We start from the raw sequence: 21659 nt of genomic DNA, 5'->3' as shown, positions 1-21659 counted from the left end.
AATTAGCTTAAAAAACTATCTTAAAATAGAAAAACCAGTGAAATTTCACTGGTTTTTCAAAAAATCACATTAAAATTTGATATTTCATTAAAAATACTCAGAGCCCTGCACCACCCCTCTTTTTTCTATTTCTTTATCCATATAGGTCTGAATTGCCGATTTATTAAGCCCCCAATTTGGTGCAATTAGTAAATCCCAGTCGGAAATTCCAAAAAGACGCTGTATCACAATATCCGGACGCAAAAGGGGAATCAGTTCGCAAAGCAGATCTGTATATTCTTCTAAAGAAAACAGTTTAAATGGTTCTTTTTTATATTTCGCCCCCATAATCGATCCTTCTACCACATGTAAATGGTGAAATTTCACAAATTTGATCTGCGGGAAGCGGTTAATTTCGTGAATATAGCCACGCATCTGCTCTCGGGTTTCCCAGGGGAAGCCAAAAATGGTATGTACGCAAAGATCGAGTTTGCTGTCTTTTAAAAGTTCTACGGCAGCCACGAACTCTCCATGACTGCAGCCCCGGTTAATCTGATCGAGGGTTTCATCATAAATAGATTCCATCCCCATCTCCAGGTCCACGTCAAAACGATCGGTATAACTTTCCAGCAAAGCCACTTTTTCGGCATCAATACAATCTGGACGGGTACCCACAGCAAAACCCACAATATCTTCGGTATTTACAGATAAAGCCTCATCATACATCATTTTTAAATAATGCGTAGGGGCATAAGTATTGGTATTGGGCTGGAAATACACAATATACTTATCGGCTTTGTAAGAAGTTTTGGCACGAAGCATGCCCTCTTCGAGCTGATCTTTAATATTCGGGTTTTTACGTGAAGGCTCAGGCGTAAAAGAATCTACGTTGCAATAAGTGCAGCCGCCATAACCTTTGCTTCCATCGCGGTTGGGGCAGGTAAAACCTCCATCTACAATTACTTTAAACACGCGCTGCCCTTTATATTTTTCGCGCAGGTGCGTGCCGTAATTTTTATAACCTTTTATACCTGAATCTACTAGTGTTCCCATTTGCTGCAAAAATACGCTTTTTGTTTGAGAGGTAAGATGGGTTGCGAGATATTAGGCATGAGATGTGAGATTGGGCAAACAATTAGCGGTAGCTGGAAATGGCTATTGTTTTCCAAAACGCTTTTTAAATTCGTCTTTTGGCATAATGTAGGTTAAATAGGTTAGAACATTGTGTTTATATTGTTCATTGGTGGGCTCTAAACTTTCATATCCATTAACTGACCCCTCGCTTTCAGAAGTAATTCGGATTGGCTCACCTATTCCTTTAAAATTAAAAACAGGAATCGGCTTTTCTTTAGTACCGTAGCTAGGATCTTTTAAATCGTCCTGATTTACCCATGCAGTTATTCCCTGACCTTCCAATACATCTGACAGAATATGATATTTTTGGTTGTCAATATCATACATTCTTATTTTATAAAATTTATGTTGATTCAAATCCAAAAACGGGACACCAATTATATTGCACTTAAACCTTTATATCCTATTGGACTTGCCCCCAACCCTGTAATGATCAAATTCAACATTTAAAGTATCAGAATATCCGCCTCTCAATTTTGGGACACTTAATTGAACGGGAATTATTTTTTTGTAATATGCTGAAAAGAATTTTGCGCCATTATTCTTTCTTACCGTAATTTTATTATACAAAACCACAAATAAGGGAAACAATACAAATACACCGATTATCCATCCTAAAGTTTGCTTACTCATTTGTTTTTTCAAAACGCTTTTTAAATTCGTCTTTTGGCATGATGTAGGTTAAATAGGTTAGAACATTGTGTTTGTATTGTTCATTGGTGGGCTCAAGATTTTGATAGACTACTTTAGAACCAGTTTTGTCCCCTCCCCACGTTCTAATTGGCTCACCTATCCCTTTAAAATTAAAAACAGGAATAGGCTTTTCTTTAGTACCGTAGCTAGGATCTTTTAAATCATCCTGATTTACCCATGCAGCTATTTCTTTACCATACATCGATTCAGATAGAGGAAAATACAATTGATCATTGACATCATAAACACTTACTATAAAGTATTTTTTAATATTCGGCTCACGAAATCTAACCGAAATAATATTTCCATTTAGACTTTTAAACCCGATTGCGCTGACTCCTGCCCGATAACTATCAAACCCAACATTATCTTCTGACAGATAGTATGGATCCTCTTTAGGTATCGACAACTTCATGGGAGCTATGCTATTAAAAAAATATTGTAATATTTTTTACCATCATTTTTCCTTACGGTAATCTTATTATATAAAAACACGAATAAAGGAAATAATATAAAAACACCAATTATCCATCCTAGAAATTGCTTACTCATTTCTTTTTTTCGAAGCGCTCCTCAAATTCTTCTTTAGGCATTACATAAGTGAGGTACATATATACATTATAATCAAATTGTTCGGGTGGAGTATCTATATTATAAACTTTACCGCTATCCTTAACTCCACTTCCAATAGCTGTTAATGGCCCATTTGCACCCCTTAAACTAAAGCACATTAAGGGTTTTTCTTTGGTGCCGTATTTTGGATTGTTAAAATCATCTTTGTTTATTTTAAGCATAACGGTAGAGTCTCCGATATCATTCCAAAAAAGTGTGGTCAAATCTACCATTCCAATCCTAACGTGCTTTTTGTAAAGTGGCGAATAAATATCTTGGTAACGATAATAGGATAACTTGCTGTTGCTCCCTGTCATATTTTTTCTAACCAACTTAGTTTCAATTTGTTCGCTTATAAAAGGGTTTTTATCAAATGGCATCTCACTAGTGTTCGGCATTTTAAACTTCAACTCTATAACATTTTCTATATAAGGCTTTATAAATGGCTCTACATGATCGTTTTCTTTGATAAAATATTTGTTATAAATAAAGATTATTAAAGGTAAGACTATCATGGCGCCAATAATATAGCCTAAAGCTCCACCCATATTTTGTAACCATCTCATATCTTTAATTGATTGAAACTATATTAACACCTTGCTGTTTTGATTTATTTTGTTCTTGAGATTTCTTAAATGCTACCAAAACTCCATCGAAGAGCCTATCTTCCTCTTTATTTGCGGCACGTTCAATAAAGAAATTAACAAAAGCCCCAGCTATACCTACTCCTATGCCTACTCCCCACTTGGTCCATTTAAATTTAGGTTGAGCGCGTGTAGCAATATTGCCTGCCAAACGCGAGCTGGCTGCCCTACGCGATACAATTTCTGCTTGTTCGGTCGCGCCATTCTGCGCCAAGCGCGCTGCACGGGCCTCCTGTTGGGCGGCCTGCCTTTCAAAATGGGCAGCTTGCCTTTGCTGGCTCAATGCTTCAGCACTATTCTGGGCTTTTCTTAGTTCTAGCAGTTCTTCTGTTGTACCGGTAGCAATACCCACAGGTTGGTTAACAGCCTCCTGCTTCAATGCCCCTTCGGCGTCACCTGAAAGTGTACGTTCAGGAAGAGACGCTTCCCTATTGTCAATAGCACTAGCCAATACCTTTTGCTGTGATTCATTTCTCCTTTTATATAGAAGCCTCCTCCCAAAAATGGTCTAAAGATTTTTGTATTTAGGGAAACCATAGCCAAACAACAAAAACAAGCATTACCAAAAACAAAACTCTAGATATTCCTTTGCTGTGAATAATATAAAAAAAGCTGTAAAGGAGCACCAATTATCCATCCTAGAAATTGCTTACTCATTTGTTTTTTCAAAACGCTTTTTAAATTCTTCTTTTGGCATGATGTAGGTTAAGTATTGTTCTACATTACATTTAAACTGGTTTTCAGTAATATCAACATTCCAACCATCTTCATAGCCTCTATTTTTACTAACCGAATCTGGCAGGTTCTCCCTTGCCTTAAAAACAGGTATTGGATTTATTTGGTGCCATAGTTAGGTTTATTTAAGCCATCATTGTTAAAATAACTTCTTTTTCATTTGTAACTCTGTCAAAAGCCAGTCGTTTATAAAGAAAAAAGAATACCACTTGCCGAACCTATTGTCGGTCAATCTGTCTGTTCATAACATTAAATTTAAAATTACCATATTTAAAGATGATATTTACTAACCTTACTTTATTTTAGACAAATACGCAGCCGCATCCTTATTTCCCAATTGTATGGCCTTTTGCAGATGTGCTATTGCATTTTTGGCATCCTTCTGCATATCATAAACCACTCCCAGATTGAATTCTACTCCTGAATAATATCCGATTAGTTCATTTTCCCCATTTTCTACCGCTAAAGCCTTTAGCAAATGATATTGTGCTGCTTTTAAATCGTTAAGATGCAATTTACACTCGCCCAGTAAAGCATGAGCTACAGGAAAGCCATTATTTATTGATTCTTCAAAATATTTTCCGGCTTCAGCATATTTTTTTTGATCATACAATTCAAGTCCTTTATCAAACTGACTAAGCCCTTTACCCTGTTCTAATTTTTGATTGATAGAAGCAATATTTGTTTCGTCATTAGCATTGAACAGAATTTTATAGCCAACAATGAGCATGAATGCAGTAAACAAGATACCGAATATGATTAGCTTTGTGTTACTTAAAGGTTGTTTTTTGCCCATAATTGGAATGAGATAAATATATTAATTTACATAATCAAGAATAAATTAACGTAATTATTATTGATCACATAATAATTCATCAGTCTAACAGCTAATTCTTTTACGGTCCATACTAAATATCAATGGTAAAACTTAATTATCCAGAAATTACGTTTATTCCATTGTTCATATCTTCGGCCATAGCACTTGCCAATTCCATTCTAGCCTGTTCAGAAAACCAGGTCGCAACAAAAGGGAAAACAAATGCTATTAGTCCACCGCCTTTAACAGCTAGCTTACCCAGGCTTTTCATATTCTGCAGTTTAACAGACTTAAGATCTGGTAATACCTTATTTAGATCTCTAGGTCTTACCACCTGATTACCATCTATTGATGATTTAACTAAACTTTCTGAATATTTACCCTGCCGTATATCATTTACAATCTGTTTAGCGGTTGGATTTTTATACATCTCTCTTGGATCAACATTTTCGATTTTTTTTAAATCACTAGCCAGCTGTGAGCCTTGCTTAAGCTCTGTATAATTGCCTTTAATGTCTTTAACATATTGTTTGCCATTAAAAAAAACAATCAGCTTTCCGTCGGGATCTTTGGCGAACCAGCCTGTTTTACCATCGAGCTCTAAAACGTCTGGACTCCCTAAATCTCCAGGGGTTGAGCCAGTTGGATCCTTGACATAACCGGGCAGTATTTCATTTTGGTCAACATCGTTCATCCTTTGATAATGTTCGTTATCACTTAGGGATGTTGAACGAATGACTTCTTTCTCTCCATAAGATGCTACTGTTACCGCAGTCATTGTCCCTCCCATCCATAAAACTACTTTAGTTACACCCCAGGCACCAACTGCTTCACCAAATGCCAATACTGCACCGGCACCCCCAAAAAATGACGCAATCCCGTTTGTCCAAATTTCTTTATTGTTTAAAGAATTAATTTTTTCAGCATATTTTTTCGCAACGGCTTCGCTAAATATTGGAGATAATATTCCCCCTGCATCACATACTAACATGGAATTTTGTGTAATTGCATTTTGCTTATTAAACCTTACGGTTTGATGCTCAACCTTCCAACTACCTTTCCCTAAAGATCCTGAACATTTGTGATTGATTTGGGTGGCATGATAGATGCCCAAGCCTATACTAGTTGCTGCCACTAAACCAACGATAAGCCAACCTACCGGCCCCAATGCAAGCAAAGCAGCTCCAACTAACAATCCTGCACCAAATGCTAGGAAACTCCACATCGAGTTTTTTGCACTTTTGCATGGAAATTCTTTATTGATATTCCTATCTTCTATAGTAAGTAATGTCCTTGAACCTTTCTTAAAGAATACACTAATTTCTGGCCTCGTGTCAATAAATTTTCTAGGCTCACTATCTGTTTGAAAGGTACAAACAGCATAAACATTTTTAGGTATGTAAGATACACTCATGATTCATTATTTTTATAAAAGTAATATTGCCCCATTCTATTCATATTTAATGATTTTATCTCTTTAAATTCGTGCAAATCTATTTCTTTCAAAAATGTATTGAGAAACCTTTTTAATGCAGCATGCTTTAATGCTTCTTTTTTATCGTTAAATTGTATATCAGAAAAATACAGAGATTGACCATTATTTAAAAGAATTTCAAATGCCATTCTGGATGATTTAGACAGATTATAATTTAAGCTATACAGACCTATTATATCTTCCTTAATATAAACGCTGGCTCTTCCTCCAATGTTAACAATAAGCGAATCTTCGGTAAAGGAAAAACTTACTGTTGAAGAATTAGCTTTAAGAATTAACATTACACCTAAAATCATTATTGAAAAAGTGATCATCACAAAAGAAAGTTTAAAATTCACTCCCAATACAAAATAATATACAGACATACAAAAGACCACTACCAATAATACCATTAAGCTTATTAGTAAAGGCTTTAATGTAATAATTTCATTAAATTCAAAATCTTTATTACTTTCCTGTTTCATTATGTCAAAGACAACTGTTTAATTATATTGATAAAATATTATGTTTTTAAATACCAATTACTGAAACGTACGGTTTAAAAATCCAAACCCGCCCCATGTGCAATTAATCTATTTTCTTTAAATCAAATTGTGTAATACATTGATAATTATATTTCACTTCTTCTTTTAGATTTGCCTTTGCACTTAACAATAAGGCTGTTTTCTTTTCCACAACACGCCTTATAATATACTCATAATTATATTCAGTGTAATTATATTCAATCATTGGTTTATAAAACTGATTATATTGCTCCTCCATTTTTTTATCATCCAAGCCCTCTCTAGTCAATTTTCCCACGGTCATAATCTCAACAAACTCACTATTCTCATCAATAACACCGTGTGTTAATTCCAGCTCAATCGGAACATTAACAAATATCTGGGAAGAAAACTTTAGCTTTTGCTTGTTCTCCCTATCTATCCATGGATCGTAATCATTAAAGAGAACATGAAAAAAGAATGATTTTTCGTAAGTTTTTATAAGATTTTCTTCCGAACCAAACTCTGTATCTCCACCAGCAAGAAAACTCTCTGCTGCGTTAAAATCATGCTGCAACAGTGATTTATAAAAAGCGGTTTTCATGAGCTCAGGTTTGAAATCCTTCCATTTTTGCTTTATCTTTTCAAAATTAAGTATGCTATTAATTGTATTTTCTTTGCTTAAGCCCACCGTTACGTTTTCTTTACTATATTCTAATGGTTCAGTAGCTATAATCGCATCTTTTAATGGTTCTGGATTAATTTTATATAAAAATTGTTCCAAACTTACTTTCGCTTTGTTGCTATCTTCGTACTTTAAATGATACTGTTTTTTAGTCGTACAATGAAAGCTTATATTATCTTCAACCTTTGTCGTATTTAATTGTTCACAACGGTAACGCGCTTCTACCAGTATATCATTCGCTACTTCTTCATTTTCACTTTTCTGTACAAAAGGATTTGAAGCGTTATTAGGTGATGACTTAGTATCTTCGTCTTCAAAAAATTTAAATCTGCTCATAATTAGTTAATATCTACCTGGCTACCGGTTATGGTTTGTACGCCTGTTGAAGTTTGCGAAATAGTTGTTTGAGAGTTTATGGCGATACCATTACTCGCTTTGGAATCGATATTTTTTGTATCAATAGTTACCGCAGTAGTGGCATTTTTACCAATATTTACCGCATCACCCGGCTTTTCGCCAGCGTTGGCATTAATTACCTGAGTGCCCTGAATATTGATTACCTTACCAATAATATCAATCGTTCCGTCTTTCTTCATTGTAATACTACTTAAACCGGTTTTAATTACGATCGTTTCAGCAGACTCTGCTGTAATCAGCCCCGGGCCATTTTCTATTTTTACAAAATTGGCTGCATTGGTACCCAGATTCAGCGCATGGTTTAGGTCATCAAAACTTAAACAGCTTCCCTTTCTCGATGTTAAGCCTTTGGTATTACTATTTTTAAACCCGCTGCTATCGCCGCTTTTTCCATGGTAAACACTGCCCATTACTACAGGCCGGGCCACATTGCCTTCTTCGAAAGCAATTACTACCTGGTCTCCTTTTTCGGGGATGACATGGAAGCCCCGGTTTTTTCCGGTATCTCCGTTACCTGCATTCGGGCTGATTACCCTTAGCCACTCCGTCGGGTCGTTGGTTTGGCATTCCCACTTAAATTTAACTTTAATCCGGCCCTGCCCCTGAGGATCATCATTATCTATCACATCCGCCAGCTGCATATCCGAATGTGGCTTTTCGTAATTCCTAACCATAATACGCTCAGTGGTAGCCACCAAACCTTCGAAAGTATTGCTGTATTTGCCTGTTCCATCTATCTGATGATTGATATTGGTAATCAGAAATTTACCGAGGCTTTCGGTTGCAAAAGCAAGCTCCTTTCTTACACTCATGGTAATTTCGGCAATGCTGCCAATGCTGAGAGAGGCATTATCGCCACCTGCATTTATCTTTAACAATTCGCTGATATGTGCTTTTTCTTCGTTTTCTACATGACTTTTTATGTCGCTGCCATTATCAACCCTGATTAAGGATGGCTGGTTAAAGGTTTTGCTGTACATCGTATTAGATGCCTTAATGGCATGCGCCAGATCAGGATTTCCATCTGCTTTGCCGGTACTTTCGCTATGCAGCATTTCATCCTGTTTAGGATTGTAGGCAAAACGCTTATATTTTATAGGCGAAACTTCCATGGCGTACTGCAGGTTATGTACATCACGACCGTAAAAAAGGGCTATTTCCTTTTGTTTATCGGGCTTTCCGAAATTAAGCTGTTTACCATCATAGTAGAACCATTCGTGATATTCGCCCGATAAGCGGTTAAGGAATGCGAAATCACTCTCACGGTATTGGATCAGATAATCGATTGCCGCTTTTCTGGAAGCATTGGTTACAATAGCCAAATCGTTAGCCGGGGTATCTTTTGTAGCCAATTTAACAATGGTATCCAGATCTTTATCTAAATATGACCCTAAATCTGGTCCGCGGTCTATTAAAATAGTAGGACTATATCCACTTACAATGAGTACGCCATGGTAGCCATGACTTTGTGAGAGTTCTACTTTTGTAACCAGTCCGGCAAAATGCTGCAGGTTTTCTAAAGAATGACCAAAAGAAGCGGTTAGGGTTTTGCCCACAAAATCGCGACTGTCATCCAAATTGATCAAACCGGGAGCACCCAACTGATCGTGGTTAAGATGTAGTTCGAAATAATGGTGCTGGTTAAAAGCCTGTAGCAGATTAAAAGATGCAAAGTGTGCAATTGCTGTATCTTCTATACTGATTTCTACGAGAAGTTTATTTTCCATAATGTATTCGTTAATTGTAGCCGTAGCGTTTTAAGCTACATAGTTTTATAAATGGCAATTTTATAAAGTCCCGGATAAAAATGCACCTCAAATGGCATACCTGCTGTATTTCTTTTGTGCGAAGCATCTATGGCTTTTTTAGTGTAGGGATGCACTTCTATGGTATTGCCTTTTTTCAGGTAGCCGTTGCCGATCATGGTATCGATATCGCCGGGCCGTACATGGATGCAACCATGTGATTCTGCCAGCTGGAAAATCCTTCCACTTGCAGTTGCAGCTTCATCAGGAGGTGTGGTATGGATAAAATCGCCCATTACCTGTTCCTTTCCATTCATTTTCCGATCGTTGTTAAGGTCTTTGAAGTATTTAACCGAAACATGTCCAAAATCGTTAAACAGCCATTTGGTTGGTATAGGAGAATTAGGATAAAGGTTACGCTGATAGTTAAGTACAGCTTGGGTAACTTTTTTCTGATCGTTTTTATAAGCTCCCCACTGCGCATTTACATCTGTTAATTTTTTCCAGCTTCCCAGCTGTTTAATCATCACAATATTTCCGCTTATTTTTACTTCAGTTCCCCATGCTATACCCGACCATATGGCATAACGACCATAACTTACATGCTTTTCGATACTTTTAATTACAAACCTGCCGGTAGTTGTAGAAGTTTGCGCATGACCATCGCCTCCCATTTTTTCGTTTGAAGGTCCGCCATGTGCATCATATTCTTTAATTTTTACGAGCGTATTCATTGATTATTATTTGTACTTTAAAACCTCAACCATAATCACGTGGGCGAGTTCTAGTTTTTTACCAGGATTAAAAGTTAATTTTATAGCAGTATTGGCATCAACGTTTATCTTTACAGGTAGTGGCTGCTCTGTTGTGCCTATCGTTTGCTTTTCTTCCTCTATATTTCCAAAATGGCGGGTAAAATCACCAATAAGCAAAGAATCTGTTAGGAATTTTGGCACCAGTAATATTACTCCTGCTTTTACCTTACTTTCTGTACCGTTATTCTGATAAGGCTGTACAATAATATTCTGATTATCATGTTGTTGTTCACCATTATAAATGGCCAGCGGCAGTTTACCTGTAAATTTCCTGTTTAATGATATTATGCCAGCCTCATTCAGCTTTGCCAAAGGGAGTTTAGTTACCGAATCTGTATAATTAAGGAATAACCGGGTAGTACTTTCACTCTTTTTATCTGTCAGGCGGACATTTTTATTTTTTGTACGGTCTTCATTACAGCTTAAACAACAGATCAATATTAACGCACCAGTAATAGCAGGCAACAGCTTAAAACAAGAAGGTAAACGCATCTTTTCCATGTACAATAAAAATAACCTAAAAACATCTTTCTTACCATTTAATACGCCAACTTACCTGGCAACATGCTGGTAAGTTGTATCATGACTCAAATCAATTGCCTTTTTGAGTAAAAAGGAACATTAATTTATACTTTACGGGAGATTTGAGACTTAACAGACGAACGTTTAGAACTCATCTAACGTTCGTCTGTTAAATAATGATTAAGCTTTTGGCCAGTCGTTTTCGTGTTCTGCATTGCCCAGCTTTAGCTTACGGGCCGATACTACGAAACTTAAAGTCATTGGTGTATTGTCGTTTACCGCAATACCCTCGTTATACTGGATGATGTAACCATCTTCGAAAGACAGTTCTTTCATTTTTGAATCTTCTTCGCCTTTTTTGAAAACAATTGTTCCGGAAAGCGGCTTGTACTGGTTATTAACCATTGATTCGATTACTGAAGTATCTTCAGTTGATTCGATTTCGATGTGGATGGTACCACCATAAACACCTGACGATGGACGGCCTTTTGCGTCAACATCTCTGTTTAATGAAAAGCTGCATTGTAGTACATCAAATTCTTTTGATCCTAAGTTTAAACGGGTTTTGAATGCCATTGTAGTAATGTTTTAATGTGGAAGATGAATTGCGGTGAGTGGTTGGCGATAAGCGTATGGGGGTTGGCGTAAGGCGTTCTATTGCCTCGTACCCTAAACCTTATGCCTTAAACCCCTCTTTAGGCTTTTGGCCAATCGTTAATGTGCTCGGCGCTACCTAATTTAAGCTTGCGCGCTGAAATCTGAAATTTGAGCGTCATCGGGTGATCGCCAACAATGTTAATTCCTTCGGAATATTTAACAATGTAGCCGTCTTCGAAGTTAACTTCTTTCATTTTGGCATCTTCCTCCGATTTTTTAATCAGCAGGGTTCCTGTAATGGGTTTGTACTGGTTGTTTACCATCGCCTCGATGATTGAGGTGTCTTCGGTTGATTCGATCTCAATGTCGATGGTACCGCCGTAAACTCCGGAAGAGGGTCTTCCTTTAGCATCTACATCACGGTTTAATGCATAGGCACAATGAAGTACATCGTACTCCTTGCCTGAAAAGTTTAATCTAGCTTTGAAAGCCATAGTTTTAAAATTTAAAGGTTATAAATTTGGTTAAGGCAGGCTAGCTACCGCCGTTATCAAACCAAATATTAAGCCAATTATGCGATATACTATTCATTAACAAGTAGTAACGTTGGTGGAAAAAGAAAAAAATTGGTTGATAATTGGCTCAGGACACATTAAAACTAACTTTATAGGTTTAATATATTGTTAATAATTTTTTAGGCTGCAAAATTAAACAGCTACAACTTTGAAAGATTATGACTAAAAAATGATACGTTTAATACGTTGTATTCACCCAATTTCAGCACCCGCCGGTGTACGCTAAACCCGGTAGCAGCGGGCACGATCCCGATTTTTTCTATCGGGTGAGTAAAGCGGATAACGGGGCTTTCGGAACCGATTAAAACCGAACCTTGCTTTTCAAAAAAATTTTAAATTATTCTGGCATAAAAAAACCTCGCAGATTTAGAAACTTGCGAGGTTTAATATTAAACTAAAGTAACCTAAGGCTGCTGCTCTTTTTTATTGATGAAAAAATAAACAGGAAGCCCCAGTAAAACAATAACCAGCCCCGGCCAGGTATATTGTTGCTTGTATATTAATAACAGAATGCAAAACGCTGCACCAATTAATAAGTAAATAACCGGTGTTATCGGATATAACCATGTTTTGTAAGGTCTTTCCAAACCAGGCTGTTTTATCCTTAAATAAATAACGCCAAAAACGGTAATCATATAAAAGAGTACAATAACAAAAGAGATCATATCTAATAGGTTACCATACTGTCCGCTTAAACATAGAGCAGAAGCCCAGATGCCCTGCATCCAAAGTGATTTTTCCGGCACTCCGTTTTTATTGTTTTTAAGGGCTGCTTTAAAAAACATGCCGTCTTCTGCCATACTCTGAAAAACCCTGGCACCGGCCAATACAATCCCGTTAACACAACCAAAGGTAGAAATCATCACCAGTACAGCAATTACAATGGTACCAATCCCGCTTCCAAAAATCTGCTCTGAAGCTACAACAGCTACCCGATCATTTAATGCAAAAGCAATACTATCCCGGTTTAAGGTATTGAGATATACAAAATTGACCAATAAATACAGAATCATTACTGCGGTGGTGCCCAAAACCATGGAACGCACTACATTTTTCCTGGGATTTTCGATTTCTCCTGAAACAAAAGTTACGTTTTCCCAGGCTACACTCGAAAATACCGAACCTACCATTGCAGCTGCAATGCCACCCATAATTGTTACTCCGGAGATAGATTCCCAGCCTGATTTCAGGAAATTTCCACTAAAATCTGTTTTGAGGTTATTGAAAGCTTTCCACCCCAGCCCCATATTATCGTTCCAAAAATTGTTTTTCACCAGCAGAAAGCCTAAAATGATTAAGCCAATTAGAGCAACAATTTTAGATCCTGTAAAAATATTCTGCAGTATTTTACCACTTTCAACACCTTTTGTATTGATATAGGTAAGCAGCAGAATAACACCAATGGCTAAAATCTGGATCCAGGTAATTTTATAACCGCCACTTTGAAAAATCGGCGCGGCATCGTTTAAGGCAGGTATTAAATAGGCTGTAAATTTACCAAAAGCAACGGCAACAGCAGCAATAGTACCTGTTTGAATCACTGTAAACAGCCCCCAACCATACAGGAACCCCATCATTTTGCCGAAAATTTCTTTCAGGTAAGTATATTGCCCACCCGCTTTAGGAAACATAGAAGAAAGTTCTCCATAAGAGATTGCGGCAGCAACTGTCATTACGCCAGTGATTACCCAAACCACAATCAACCAGTAACCAGAACCTAAATTTCTCATGATATCGGCACTTACGATAAAAATACCGCTACCAATCATTGAGCCCATTACCAGCATTGTAGCATCGAAAAGGCTTAATTTTCTTTTAGAAGGTTCTCCTTCTTTTTGAATTTTCATTTTAGTTCTGTTTAGTTTGGGGCTAATTTATTTAAAAAAAAGAAATTGTAGGATATTATTTTACGATGACAAAATTTTATTCATACACCTTGTAAAATTTTAACCACAAGAATATTTTGTTATCTTGCTAGAGCGTTGCTAGCGAAGAGTTTGGAGTGATGAGCTTAGCGCCGGGCATTTGGCAACCAGCGCCGATTAACCGATTTAAACAATTAACCAGTTAACCAAATGACCAATGACTATTGAACCAATAAACAACTAACCAAATATAAAACCAATTATTAACTATGGATTTTTTACAAAACAATTTAATTTACTGTATCCCGGCTTTGGGCCTTGTCGGGATTATAGTTATGCTAATTAAAAGCGCCTGGGTAAATAAGCAGGATGCAGGCGATAAAAACATGCAGGAGCTTGCCGGCTATATTGCCGATGGTGCTATGGCCTTTTTAAAAGCCGAATGGAGGGTATTGAGCATTTTTGCTGTTTTTACAGCAGCGTTATTGGCTTATTCGGGAACAATTACCGAAATTAAAGGCATTCCGATGCATTCAAGCTGGATTATTTCCTTATCCTTTATTATCGGAGCGGTATTTTCTGCAACTGCGGGTTATATCGGTATGAAATCGGCTACTAAAGCCAATGTAAGAACCACACAGGCAGCCAGAACCAGCTTAAAACAAGCCTTAAAAGTTTCATTTACCGGAGGTACGGTAATGGGCTTAGGCGTGGCCGGATTGGCTGTTTTAGGTTTAGGTGGATTATTTATTGTGTTTTTACAGCTTTTCCACGTAACTAATGCCAATAGTGTAGAAATGAGAACTGCTATTGAGGTTTTAACCGGATTTTCTCTGGGAGCCGAATCAATCGCACTTTTTGCACGTGTTGGCGGTGGTATTTATACTAAAGCTGCTGATGTTGGTGCCGATTTAGTAGGTAAAGTAGAAGCCGGTATCCCCGAAGATGATGTACGTAACCCTGCAACTATTGCCGATAATGTTGGCGATAACGTAGGTGATGTGGCCGGTATGGGCGCCGATTTATTCGGTTCGTATGTGGCAACCATATTAGCTACGATGGTTTTAGGACAAGAAATTACTGTAACAGATAAATTCGGAGGCATGTCGCCTATCCTTCTTCCAATGGTGATTTGTGGATTGGGGATTATATTTTCGATTATCGGAACCTGGTTCGTTACCATCAAGGATGAAAAATCGAGCGTGCAGAATGCATTGAACCTGGGCAACTGGTCGTCAATTGTGATCACAGCGGTAGCTTCATTTTTTATTGTGAAATGGATGTTACCGGAAACACTTAATCTTCGCGGTTATGAGTTCTCCAGTATAAATGTATTTTATGCCATTATTGTGGGTTTAGTGGTGGGGACCATGATGAGTATTGTTACCGAATATTTTACTGCAATGGGTAAAGGACCGGTAAATTCTATTATTCAGCAATCCTCAACCGGGCACGCCACCAATATTATTGCAGGTTTGGCAGTGGGTATGAAATCGACAGTGATCCCGATTTTGGTTCTGGCCGGAGGGATTATGGCCTCTTACCACTTTGCAGGTTTATATGGTGTGGCTATTGCCGCAGCGGGTATGATGGCCACCACAGCGATGCAATTGGCAATTGATGCCTTTGGACCAATTGCCGATAACGCAGGCGGTATTGCAGAAATGAGCCAGTTGCCACCAGAAGTTCGCGAACGTACCGATAATTTAGATGCGGTTGGGAATACAACTGCTGCTACAGGTAAAGGTTTTGCCATTGCATCTGCTGCATTAACTTCGCTGGCTTTATTTGCTGCCTTCGTAGGAATTGCAGGCATTACAGCTATTGATATCTATAAGGCCCCTGTGCTTGCAGGCTTATTTGTGGGTGGAATGATTCCATTTATTTTCTCTGCTTTATGTATCCAGGCGGTTGGTAAAGCTGCTATGGACATGGTACAGGAAGTTCGCCGCCAGTTTAGGGAAATTCCGGGAATAATGGAATATAAGGCCAAACCGGAATACGAAAAATGTGTGGCCATTTCTACCAAAGCATCCATCCGTGAAATGATGATGCCGGGAGCCATTGCCTTAATTACGCCAATTATTGTAGGCTTTATCTTTGGCCCTGAGGTTTTAGGTGGTTTATTGGCCGGAGTAACCGTAACCGGCGTGTTGATGGGGATTTTCCAAAGCAATGCGGGCGGTGCCTGGGATAATGCCAAAAAATCTTTTGAGCAAGGTGTAATGATCAATGGCGAAATGCACTATAAAAAATCAGAACCACACAAGGCTTCTGTAACCGGCGATACGGTTGGTGATCCTTTTAAAGATACTTCCGGCCCTTCAATGAACATTTTGATTAAATTAATGTCTATTGTTTCACTGGTTATTGCTCCATACATCGCAGTTAAGGCAATTGCGGGCGAACACAAACAAGAAGTTAGGAAAGAAATCAGAATTGAACAAAAAACCGATGCTTCGGGCAGCATAAAAACCGATACTTTAATCAATACAACCGATACTTTAAGTCGTTAGTTGTAAAATCGCAGATATAATACAACTGAAAGGGGGATTTTAACAGAATCCCTTTTTCTTTTTGGTAATTTTTATTTAGGTTTACCGCTTATTATCATAAAATCAACAAACATAAAAGACTAAACAACTTATGAATCTAAAAAAGCCTATTGATGTGCTTATAGCAGAATCTGCTGAAAGCGGTGAAGGCACGCTGAAACGGACACTGAGTAGTACAAGCCTTGTTGCATTGGGCATTGGAGCTATTATTGGTGCAGGCTTATTCTCTTTAACCGGTATTGCTGCAGCTGATCACGCTGGACCTGCTGTAACTTTATCATTTGTACTGGCGGCTGTAGGCTGTGCTTTTGCAGGATTGTGTTATGCAGAATTTGCATCAATGATTCCTGTTGCAGGAAGTGCCTATACCTATTCTTATGCAACCATGGGTGAGTTCATGGCATGGGTAATCGGTTGGGATCTGGTTTTGGAATACGCTTTAGGGGCCGCAACCGTTGGCGTTTCATGGTCTGGATATTTTAATAAATTATTGCATGAGTTTGGCCTCGAAATGCCACTCTACTTAACCAAATCATTTGCAGAAGTAGATGGTGGCGGAATCAATTTACCGGCTGTGGTGATAGTTTCTCTACTTTCATTGATGTTAATCCGCGGTACAAAAGAATCTGCAAGCCTTAACAACATTTTAGTAATTGTAAAAGTGGCTGTAGTAATTATTTTCATTGCATTGGGATGGAAATTTATTAATCCGGCTAATCACACGCCTTATATCCCTGCAAATACAGGTGTTAAAGGAGAATTTGGTATTTCGGGTATTGCAGCGGGCGCAGCATTGGTTTTCTTTGCATTTATCGGTTTCGACGCCGTTTCTACTGCAGCTCAGGAAGCAAAAAATCCACAAAAAGGTATGCCAATCGGTATATTGGGCTCTCTGGTAGTTTGTACGATATTATATGTGCTTTTTGCTCACGTAATGACAGGTTTAGTACCTTACACTGTTTTTAAAGGTGATGCTTCTCCTGCAGCTACCGCTTTTAAAGTTACCGGATACGGCTGGTTGCAAATGGGTTTAATTATTGCCATTTTAGCGGGTTACACTTCAGTAATACTGGTGATGCTAATGGGACAATCGAGGGTATTCTATACCATGTCTAAAGACGGATTGTTACCAAAATTCTTCAGCAACATCCATTCTAAATACAGAACACCTTTCAAAACCAATATCTTCTTTATGCTTTTTGTAAGCATTTTTGCTGGCTTTGTTCCTGTAACCGACTTAGGCCACATGGTTTCTATCGGTACATTATTCGCATTCTCACTGGTATGTATTGGTGTAATGTTATTACGCAAAACAGATCCTGACAGGCCTCGTCCTTTCAAAACACCATTTGTGCCATTTGTGCCAATTATGGGTATCATTGTTTGTGTGTACTTAATGTCTTCACTTCCAATTGAAGCCTGGATCAGGTTAGCCATCTGGATGGCCCTGGGTGTGGCTATTTACTTCTTCTATGGCAAAAAGAACTCGGTTCTTGGAAACAGTGGCAGAGTGGTAAAACCAGTAGATCCTCCTAAACCAGAATTGTAAGCAATTTAAATATTTTTGAAGCCTCAACGCAAGTTGGGGCTTTTTTTGTGTTAAATAATTGTTAATAAAACTACCTTTGCAAAAAATCGATAACATGAACCGCCATTCTACCGGATATAAAAAGGTAAATTTTCTGATCATTGCCTTTTTCCTGCTGTTTTCTTCAATAAGTTATGCGCAAAGAACAATTAATGATGTAATGGACTCTACAACGGTTAACCATTTACTCATTATTTCCAAAAAATATGGTTCATTATCGTTTAGCGGATATTTACAGCCACAGTTTCAAATGGCGCAATCAAATGGTACGCAGGCAGAATACCAGGGCGGAAATTTTGGCGAATTTACCAACAACCGGTTTAGGTTAAGAAGAGGCCGATTAAGGGCCGATTATATGCTGTTAACAGACGATGGTGCTCCATCAACCTATTTTGTACTGCAGTTCGACGGTACAGAACAAGGCGTTGCGGTGAGAGATTTCTGGGGACGTTATTATGAAAACAAATGGAAGATTTTAGCGGTTACTCTAGGGCTTTCCGGCCGGCCGTTCGGAAATGAACTTCAGTTATCATCTTCGGTTCGTGAGGCACCGGAACGTGGCCGGATGTCGCAGATTTTAATGAAAACTGAGCGCGACCTGGGGGTTACCTTTACCTTAAATCCCCGCTGGAAAGATGCCACACTTAAAAACATTGTGCTGGATTTTGGTATTTACAACGGTCAGGGTCTGGCTGGTCCTGCAGAATTTGATAACAGCAAGGATTTCATCTTCAGACTAAGCCACAAAACCTATGCTTTTAATAATTTTACCATTGCGGGCGGCATCAGCACCTTACAGGGTGGTTTAAATCATCGTTTGCCTGTAAGTTATAAAATGGACAAAATTAACAATCAATGGAACATGGTTAAAGATTCGTCGGCCGCCACCATTAATAAAGTTGCTCCACGCAGGTATTATGGTGCCGATATTCAGCTGGCTACCAAAACCAAAAGCTGGAAATCTGAACTTCGGGCAGAGGTAGTTTCTGGCCTGCAAACGGGTACCTCCACCAATTCTACCACGCCGGGTTCTTATCCTGTTGATAATAAATCGATCGCCCTTCCTTATTATACCCGAACATTTAACGGTGCCTACCTCACCTTTGTACAAACCCTGAACAGTACCGATAACCAGATTATTTTAAAATACGACTGGTACGATCCAAATTCGAAAGTGAAGGGAATGGATATTAGCAGCGCTAAAGGACTTTCTCCCGCCGATGTACGTTTTGATACTTTTGGCTTTGGTTTTTTACATCACTTTAATACACATTTTAAAGCCGTACTGTATTACGATATTATCAGAAATGAGGCTACCCAGATTCAGGATTATACGGCTGACCGGAAAGATAATGTGCTCACTTTAAGAACACAATTCTATTTCTAATAAATAATTTTACAATTGAGGATTTGATACAAATTCCGCTACCTTTGCTTAAAATTGTCCTGCTATGAAATTCGATTTTATGAAGTTCAACTTAAGCCAGATCCTGTCGACAACGATGGTGCTCTTTGCAATTATTGATATTTTGGGCGCCATTCCGGTGGTAATCGAGCTGCGTAGAAAAGCTGGCCATATCGAATCAGAAAAGGCTTCTTTGGTGGCCACAGGCTTAATGATTCTCTTTTTATTTCTTGGAGAATCTTTACTTAAAGTAATTGGTTTGGACGTAGAATCTTTCGCCATCGCAGGTTCTTTTGTAATCTTTTTCATTGCCATGGAAATGGTTTTAGGACTCACTATTTTTAAAGAAGAAGCACCAGAAACGGTTTCAATTGTTCCTTTGGCTTTTCCTCTAATTGCCGGAGCGGGAACCATGACCACCCTGCTTTCGTTAAAAACAGAATACCATACCCAAAATATTTTAGTGGGGATCATCCTGAATATGCTTTTTGTTTATTTCGTACTGAAAAATACCAACAGACTGGAAAAACTTTTCGGAAAATCGGGTTTAAATATCTTGCGTAAAGCTTTTGGAGTAATTTTACTCGCCATTGCCATTAAGCTGTTCAGAAATAATACAGGACTTTAGAAGATGGAAAATGTGAGATGGAAAATGGATGATGTATAATGTAAAATTAGCCAGTTCGTCATTTCGACTGTAGCGCAGCGGAATGGAGAAATCTAATTAATAACGTCGTTGTATTTTTCTCTCGCGGTAGCAATGACCATTTTACTATAAATGACAATCCACTCACCAAACTGTAACAATAAATCCGTATATTCATCTAAACATAAAAGCTCACCACATGAAAAGCTTTGAAGAATATACCTTAATTATTGGAGCCATCGCCGTTTTAATTGAAGCTGTGAAGTACCTAAAGAAGAATTTTAGGTCCTGGTTTGAGCATACATAATGTCTCAAAGCGGCCGTCATCTCGACTGTAGCAAAGCGGAACGGAGAGATCTACCCCGAGATAGATTTAGCTTCGCTGAGCACCTACGTGGTTCCCGATTACGTTGCACTGCACTCGAAATGACTTAAATTAATAAACGTCCCGATCTTAAAAATCCTACAATCCCTTAATCCTGATTAATCCTGGCTTTTCTTAATTAACCTTGCCACAAACATCGTATCGGCGTTATTTTCGTAGCCCTTTATTAATTCCATCTTTTCCAATTCTAAAGGAAGTGTGTTTAACATATGCTGCACAACCTCTTCATTTTCTTTAGCGAAAGCAGAGCAGGTAATATAAACCAATGGTTTACCAGGCTTTAAATATTTCACTATATTCTGTACAATGCCTTTCTGAATAGTAGCAAACTGATTGATCTTACGTTCCTCGAAAAAAGTAAGCATTTCGGGCGTTCTTCCCCATGTTCCTGAACCAGTACAAGGGGCATCCAGGATAATTCCGTCAAATTGATAGTGGTGCAAAATCTGATCATTGTTCTGCAAAAGATCGATTTCTTTTTTATGGTATTTTTTGATACCGGCCAAACGGAAACGTTCATCAAGGTTTAACAGTACACTTTCACGTAAATCAGAAACCAGAAGCTCGATAACGGGTTCTAAACTGTGCAAAAGCAAACTTTTTCCGCCTGATGCCGCACAGCAATCCCACCATTTATCCCATTTATTCGGCTTAAAATATTCACCGGTATGCTGCGAAGATAAATCCTGCACCTGATAACTACCCTCTTTTAAAATGGTTTCGAGTTTGGTACCGTTTGGTAAAGCCAATGCAGTATCAGAAATCGCTTTAACGGCTATATTCTCCTCCTCTAGTTTCGCAATAATTGCATTAGAATCGTCAGCCACCACCCTGATAAACAGGTCAGGCTGTTTGAAAAAGGAAGCAAAAAAGGCTTCTTTATCGATATCGCCGGAAAGCGCAGTATGAAAAGGATATACGTCTTCCGCATTAAAATCAGGGTATTTAGCCTTAATCAGGTTTAATTTAGCTGCTAAGGATAAATTAATACTATCCTTCAACTCAGGAAGGTTTTTCTCCACAATCTGGCTTAAAGTATCCTGACATAAAAAATCGGCAATACTCAACCGTTCTTCATTTGGCAGAGCAGCTAAAGCTTTACCAAGCCTGAAAAAGCTATAAATATGTCGTGTGGCCCATCTTCTGTCGGATGAACCCATTTGCTTGTGCTGTTTAAAATAAGCAGGTAAAAATCGATGCAAAGGCAAACTTCCATCGTAACTGCTTAAAATCTGCTCAAAGGCTCTTAACTGGTGGTCTGCTCTCAT

General features: G+C 38.2%; 21 protein-coding genes. 4 read left to right on the top strand and 17 right to left on the bottom strand.

Annotated features, from left to right (window positions below; genetic code table 11):
* Positions 1-87: 87 nt before the first annotated feature.
* The 16 genes from ACTJKC_RS14590 to ACTJKC_RS14515 all read right to left on the bottom strand — a co-directional run bounded on the left by ACTJKC_RS14590 (position 88) and on the right by ACTJKC_RS14515 (position 13794).
* Positions 88-1032 (bottom strand): TIGR01212 family radical SAM protein, encoded by a 945-nt coding sequence (locus ACTJKC_RS14590; RefSeq protein WP_440792941.1) that lies wholly within the window; start codon positions 1030-1032, stop codon positions 88-90.
* Between the two features lie 102 nt (positions 1033-1134).
* Positions 1135-1440, bottom strand: coding sequence for a hypothetical protein (locus ACTJKC_RS14585; RefSeq protein WP_440792939.1), 306 nt, complete (start codon positions 1438-1440; stop codon positions 1135-1137).
* Positions 1441-1509: 69 nt separating this feature from the next.
* On the bottom strand, positions 1510-1746 hold the full coding sequence (locus ACTJKC_RS14580) for a hypothetical protein (RefSeq protein ID WP_440792937.1): 237 nt from the start codon (positions 1744-1746) through the stop codon (positions 1510-1512).
* Entirely contained in the window at positions 1739-2221 is a 483-nt protein-coding gene (locus ACTJKC_RS14575; RefSeq protein WP_440792935.1) for a hypothetical protein, read from the bottom strand. Before ACTJKC_RS14575 ends, ACTJKC_RS14580 begins: the two co-directional genes overlap by 8 nt.
* Positions 2222-2354: 133 nt before the next feature.
* Positions 2355-2984 carry a hypothetical protein gene (locus ACTJKC_RS14570; protein WP_440792933.1) on the bottom strand — a complete coding sequence of 210 codons (630 nt, stop codon included), beginning with the start codon at positions 2982-2984 and terminating at the stop codon, positions 2355-2357.
* A gap of 4 nt (positions 2985-2988) precedes the next feature.
* On the bottom strand, positions 2989-3513 hold the full coding sequence (locus ACTJKC_RS14565) for a hypothetical protein (protein ID WP_440792931.1): 525 nt from the start codon (positions 3511-3513) through the stop codon (positions 2989-2991).
* A 576-nt stretch (positions 3514-4089) separates the two neighbouring features.
* On the bottom strand, positions 4090-4593 hold the full coding sequence (locus ACTJKC_RS14560; RefSeq protein WP_440792929.1) for a hypothetical protein: 504 nt from the start codon (positions 4591-4593) through the stop codon (positions 4090-4092).
* 136 nt (positions 4594-4729) lie between these two features.
* Positions 4730-6028 (bottom strand): hypothetical protein, encoded by a 1299-nt coding sequence (locus ACTJKC_RS14555; RefSeq protein WP_440792927.1) that lies wholly within the window; start codon positions 6026-6028, stop codon positions 4730-4732.
* A complete protein-coding gene (locus tag ACTJKC_RS14550; protein WP_440792925.1) occupies positions 6025-6573 on the bottom strand; it encodes a hypothetical protein in 549 nt (182 codons plus the stop codon). Before ACTJKC_RS14550 ends, ACTJKC_RS14555 begins: the two co-directional genes overlap by 4 nt.
* 103 nt (positions 6574-6676) lie before the next feature.
* Entirely contained in the window at positions 6677-7612 is a 936-nt protein-coding gene (locus tag ACTJKC_RS14545) for a hypothetical protein (RefSeq protein WP_440792923.1), read from the bottom strand.
* Between the two features lie 2 nt (positions 7613-7614).
* Positions 7615-9420, bottom strand: coding sequence for a type VI secretion system Vgr family protein (locus tag ACTJKC_RS14540; protein WP_440792921.1), 1806 nt, complete (start codon positions 9418-9420; stop codon positions 7615-7617).
* 35 nt (positions 9421-9455) lie between these two features.
* Entirely contained in the window at positions 9456-10172 is a 717-nt protein-coding gene (locus ACTJKC_RS14535; protein ID WP_440792920.1) for a hypothetical protein, read from the bottom strand.
* A 6-nt stretch (positions 10173-10178) separates the two neighbouring features.
* Complete coding sequence (locus tag ACTJKC_RS14530) at positions 10179-10754, bottom strand: hypothetical protein (RefSeq protein WP_440792918.1); 576 nt, start codon at positions 10752-10754, stop codon at positions 10179-10181.
* Between the two features lie 201 nt (positions 10755-10955).
* Positions 10956-11351: a type VI secretion system tube protein TssD gene (tssD, locus tag ACTJKC_RS14525; RefSeq protein WP_344853081.1), complete on the bottom strand. Its 396-nt coding sequence runs from the start codon at positions 11349-11351 to the stop codon at positions 10956-10958.
* 119 nt (positions 11352-11470) lie between these two features.
* A complete protein-coding gene (tssD, locus tag ACTJKC_RS14520) occupies positions 11471-11866 on the bottom strand; it encodes a type VI secretion system tube protein TssD (protein WP_440790890.1) in 396 nt (131 codons plus the stop codon).
* 485 nt (positions 11867-12351) lie between these two features.
* A complete protein-coding gene (locus tag ACTJKC_RS14515) occupies positions 12352-13794 on the bottom strand; it encodes an APC family permease (RefSeq protein WP_344853080.1) in 1443 nt (480 codons plus the stop codon).
* A 287-nt stretch (positions 13795-14081) separates the two neighbouring features.
* Here ACTJKC_RS14515 and ACTJKC_RS14510 point away from each other — a divergent pair, with 287 nt between their 5' ends.
* The 4 genes from ACTJKC_RS14510 to ACTJKC_RS14495 all read left to right on the top strand — a co-directional run bounded on the left by ACTJKC_RS14510 (position 14082) and on the right by ACTJKC_RS14495 (position 19988).
* A complete protein-coding gene (locus ACTJKC_RS14510) occupies positions 14082-16328 on the top strand; it encodes a sodium-translocating pyrophosphatase (protein WP_440792915.1) in 2247 nt (748 codons plus the stop codon).
* Between the two features lie 130 nt (positions 16329-16458).
* Entirely contained in the window at positions 16459-17916 is a 1458-nt protein-coding gene (locus tag ACTJKC_RS14505) for an amino acid permease (protein ID WP_344853078.1), read from the top strand.
* Positions 17917-17992: 76 nt separating this feature from the next.
* Positions 17993-19342, top strand: a complete 1350-nt coding sequence (locus tag ACTJKC_RS14500; RefSeq protein ID WP_440792913.1) for a porin — start codon at positions 17993-17995, stop codon at positions 19340-19342.
* Positions 19343-19421: 79 nt separating this feature from the next.
* Positions 19422-19988: a MarC family protein gene (locus ACTJKC_RS14495; protein ID WP_025145664.1), complete on the top strand. Its 567-nt coding sequence runs from the start codon at positions 19422-19424 to the stop codon at positions 19986-19988.
* Between the two features lie 501 nt (positions 19989-20489).
* Here the strand turns inward: ACTJKC_RS14495 and ACTJKC_RS14490 are convergent.
* Entirely contained in the window at positions 20490-21659 is a 1170-nt protein-coding gene (locus ACTJKC_RS14490; RefSeq protein ID WP_440792911.1) for an RsmB/NOP family class I SAM-dependent RNA methyltransferase, read from the bottom strand.

The sequence above is a fragment of the Pedobacter sp. 22226 genome (genome assembly GCF_052045455.1).
Lineage (GTDB): Bacteria > Bacteroidota > Bacteroidia > Sphingobacteriales > Sphingobacteriaceae > Pedobacter > Pedobacter jeongneungensis.
Note: the sequence above shows the minus strand (reverse complement) of the source record. Positions and strands in the feature narration are given on the sequence as shown.

What these genes read in the sequence shown, in the direction of transcription:
- ACTJKC_RS14590 (WP_440792941.1), bottom strand. Translation starts at nt 1,032, where the DNA reads ATGGGAACACTAGTAGATTCAGGTATAAAAGGTTATAAAAATTACGGC.
- ACTJKC_RS14585 (WP_440792939.1), bottom strand. Translation starts at nt 1,440, where the DNA reads ATGTATGATATTGACAACCAAAAATATCATATTCTGTCAGATGTATTG.
- ACTJKC_RS14580 (WP_440792937.1), bottom strand. Translation starts at nt 1,746, where the DNA reads ATGAGTAAGCAAACTTTAGGATGGATAATCGGTGTATTTGTATTGTTT.
- ACTJKC_RS14575 (WP_440792935.1), bottom strand. Translation starts at nt 2,221, where the DNA reads ATGAAGTTGTCGATACCTAAAGAGGATCCATACTATCTGTCAGAAGAT.
- ACTJKC_RS14570 (WP_440792933.1), bottom strand. Translation starts at nt 2,984, where the DNA reads ATGAGATGGTTACAAAATATGGGTGGAGCTTTAGGCTATATTATTGGC.
- ACTJKC_RS14560 (WP_440792929.1), bottom strand. Translation starts at nt 4,593, where the DNA reads ATGGGCAAAAAACAACCTTTAAGTAACACAAAGCTAATCATATTCGGT.
- ACTJKC_RS14555 (WP_440792927.1), bottom strand. Translation starts at nt 6,028, where the DNA reads ATGAGTGTATCTTACATACCTAAAAATGTTTATGCTGTTTGTACCTTT.
- ACTJKC_RS14550 (WP_440792925.1), bottom strand. Translation starts at nt 6,573, where the DNA reads ATGAAACAGGAAAGTAATAAAGATTTTGAATTTAATGAAATTATTACA.
- ACTJKC_RS14545 (WP_440792923.1), bottom strand. Translation starts at nt 7,612, where the DNA reads ATGAGCAGATTTAAATTTTTTGAAGACGAAGATACTAAGTCATCACCT.
- ACTJKC_RS14540 (WP_440792921.1), bottom strand. Translation starts at nt 9,420, where the DNA reads ATGGAAAATAAACTTCTCGTAGAAATCAGTATAGAAGATACAGCAATT.
- ACTJKC_RS14535 (WP_440792920.1), bottom strand. Translation starts at nt 10,172, where the DNA reads ATGAATACGCTCGTAAAAATTAAAGAATATGATGCACATGGCGGACCT.
- ACTJKC_RS14530 (WP_440792918.1), bottom strand. Translation starts at nt 10,754, where the DNA reads ATGGAAAAGATGCGTTTACCTTCTTGTTTTAAGCTGTTGCCTGCTATT.
- tssD (WP_344853081.1), bottom strand. Translation starts at nt 11,351, where the DNA reads ATGGCATTCAAAACCCGTTTAAACTTAGGATCAAAAGAATTTGATGTA.
- tssD (WP_440790890.1), bottom strand. Translation starts at nt 11,866, where the DNA reads ATGGCTTTCAAAGCTAGATTAAACTTTTCAGGCAAGGAGTACGATGTA.
- ACTJKC_RS14515 (WP_344853080.1), bottom strand. Translation starts at nt 13,794, where the DNA reads ATGAAAATTCAAAAAGAAGGAGAACCTTCTAAAAGAAAATTAAGCCTT.
- ACTJKC_RS14510 (WP_440792915.1), top strand. Translation starts at nt 14,082, where the DNA reads ATGGATTTTTTACAAAACAATTTAATTTACTGTATCCCGGCTTTGGGC.
- ACTJKC_RS14505 (WP_344853078.1), top strand. Translation starts at nt 16,459, where the DNA reads ATGAATCTAAAAAAGCCTATTGATGTGCTTATAGCAGAATCTGCTGAA.
- ACTJKC_RS14495 (WP_025145664.1), top strand. Translation starts at nt 19,422, where the DNA reads ATGAAGTTCAACTTAAGCCAGATCCTGTCGACAACGATGGTGCTCTTT.
- ACTJKC_RS14490 (WP_440792911.1), bottom strand. Translation starts at nt 21,659, where the DNA reads ATGAGAGCAGACCACCAGTTAAGAGCCTTTGAGCAGATTTTAAGCAGT.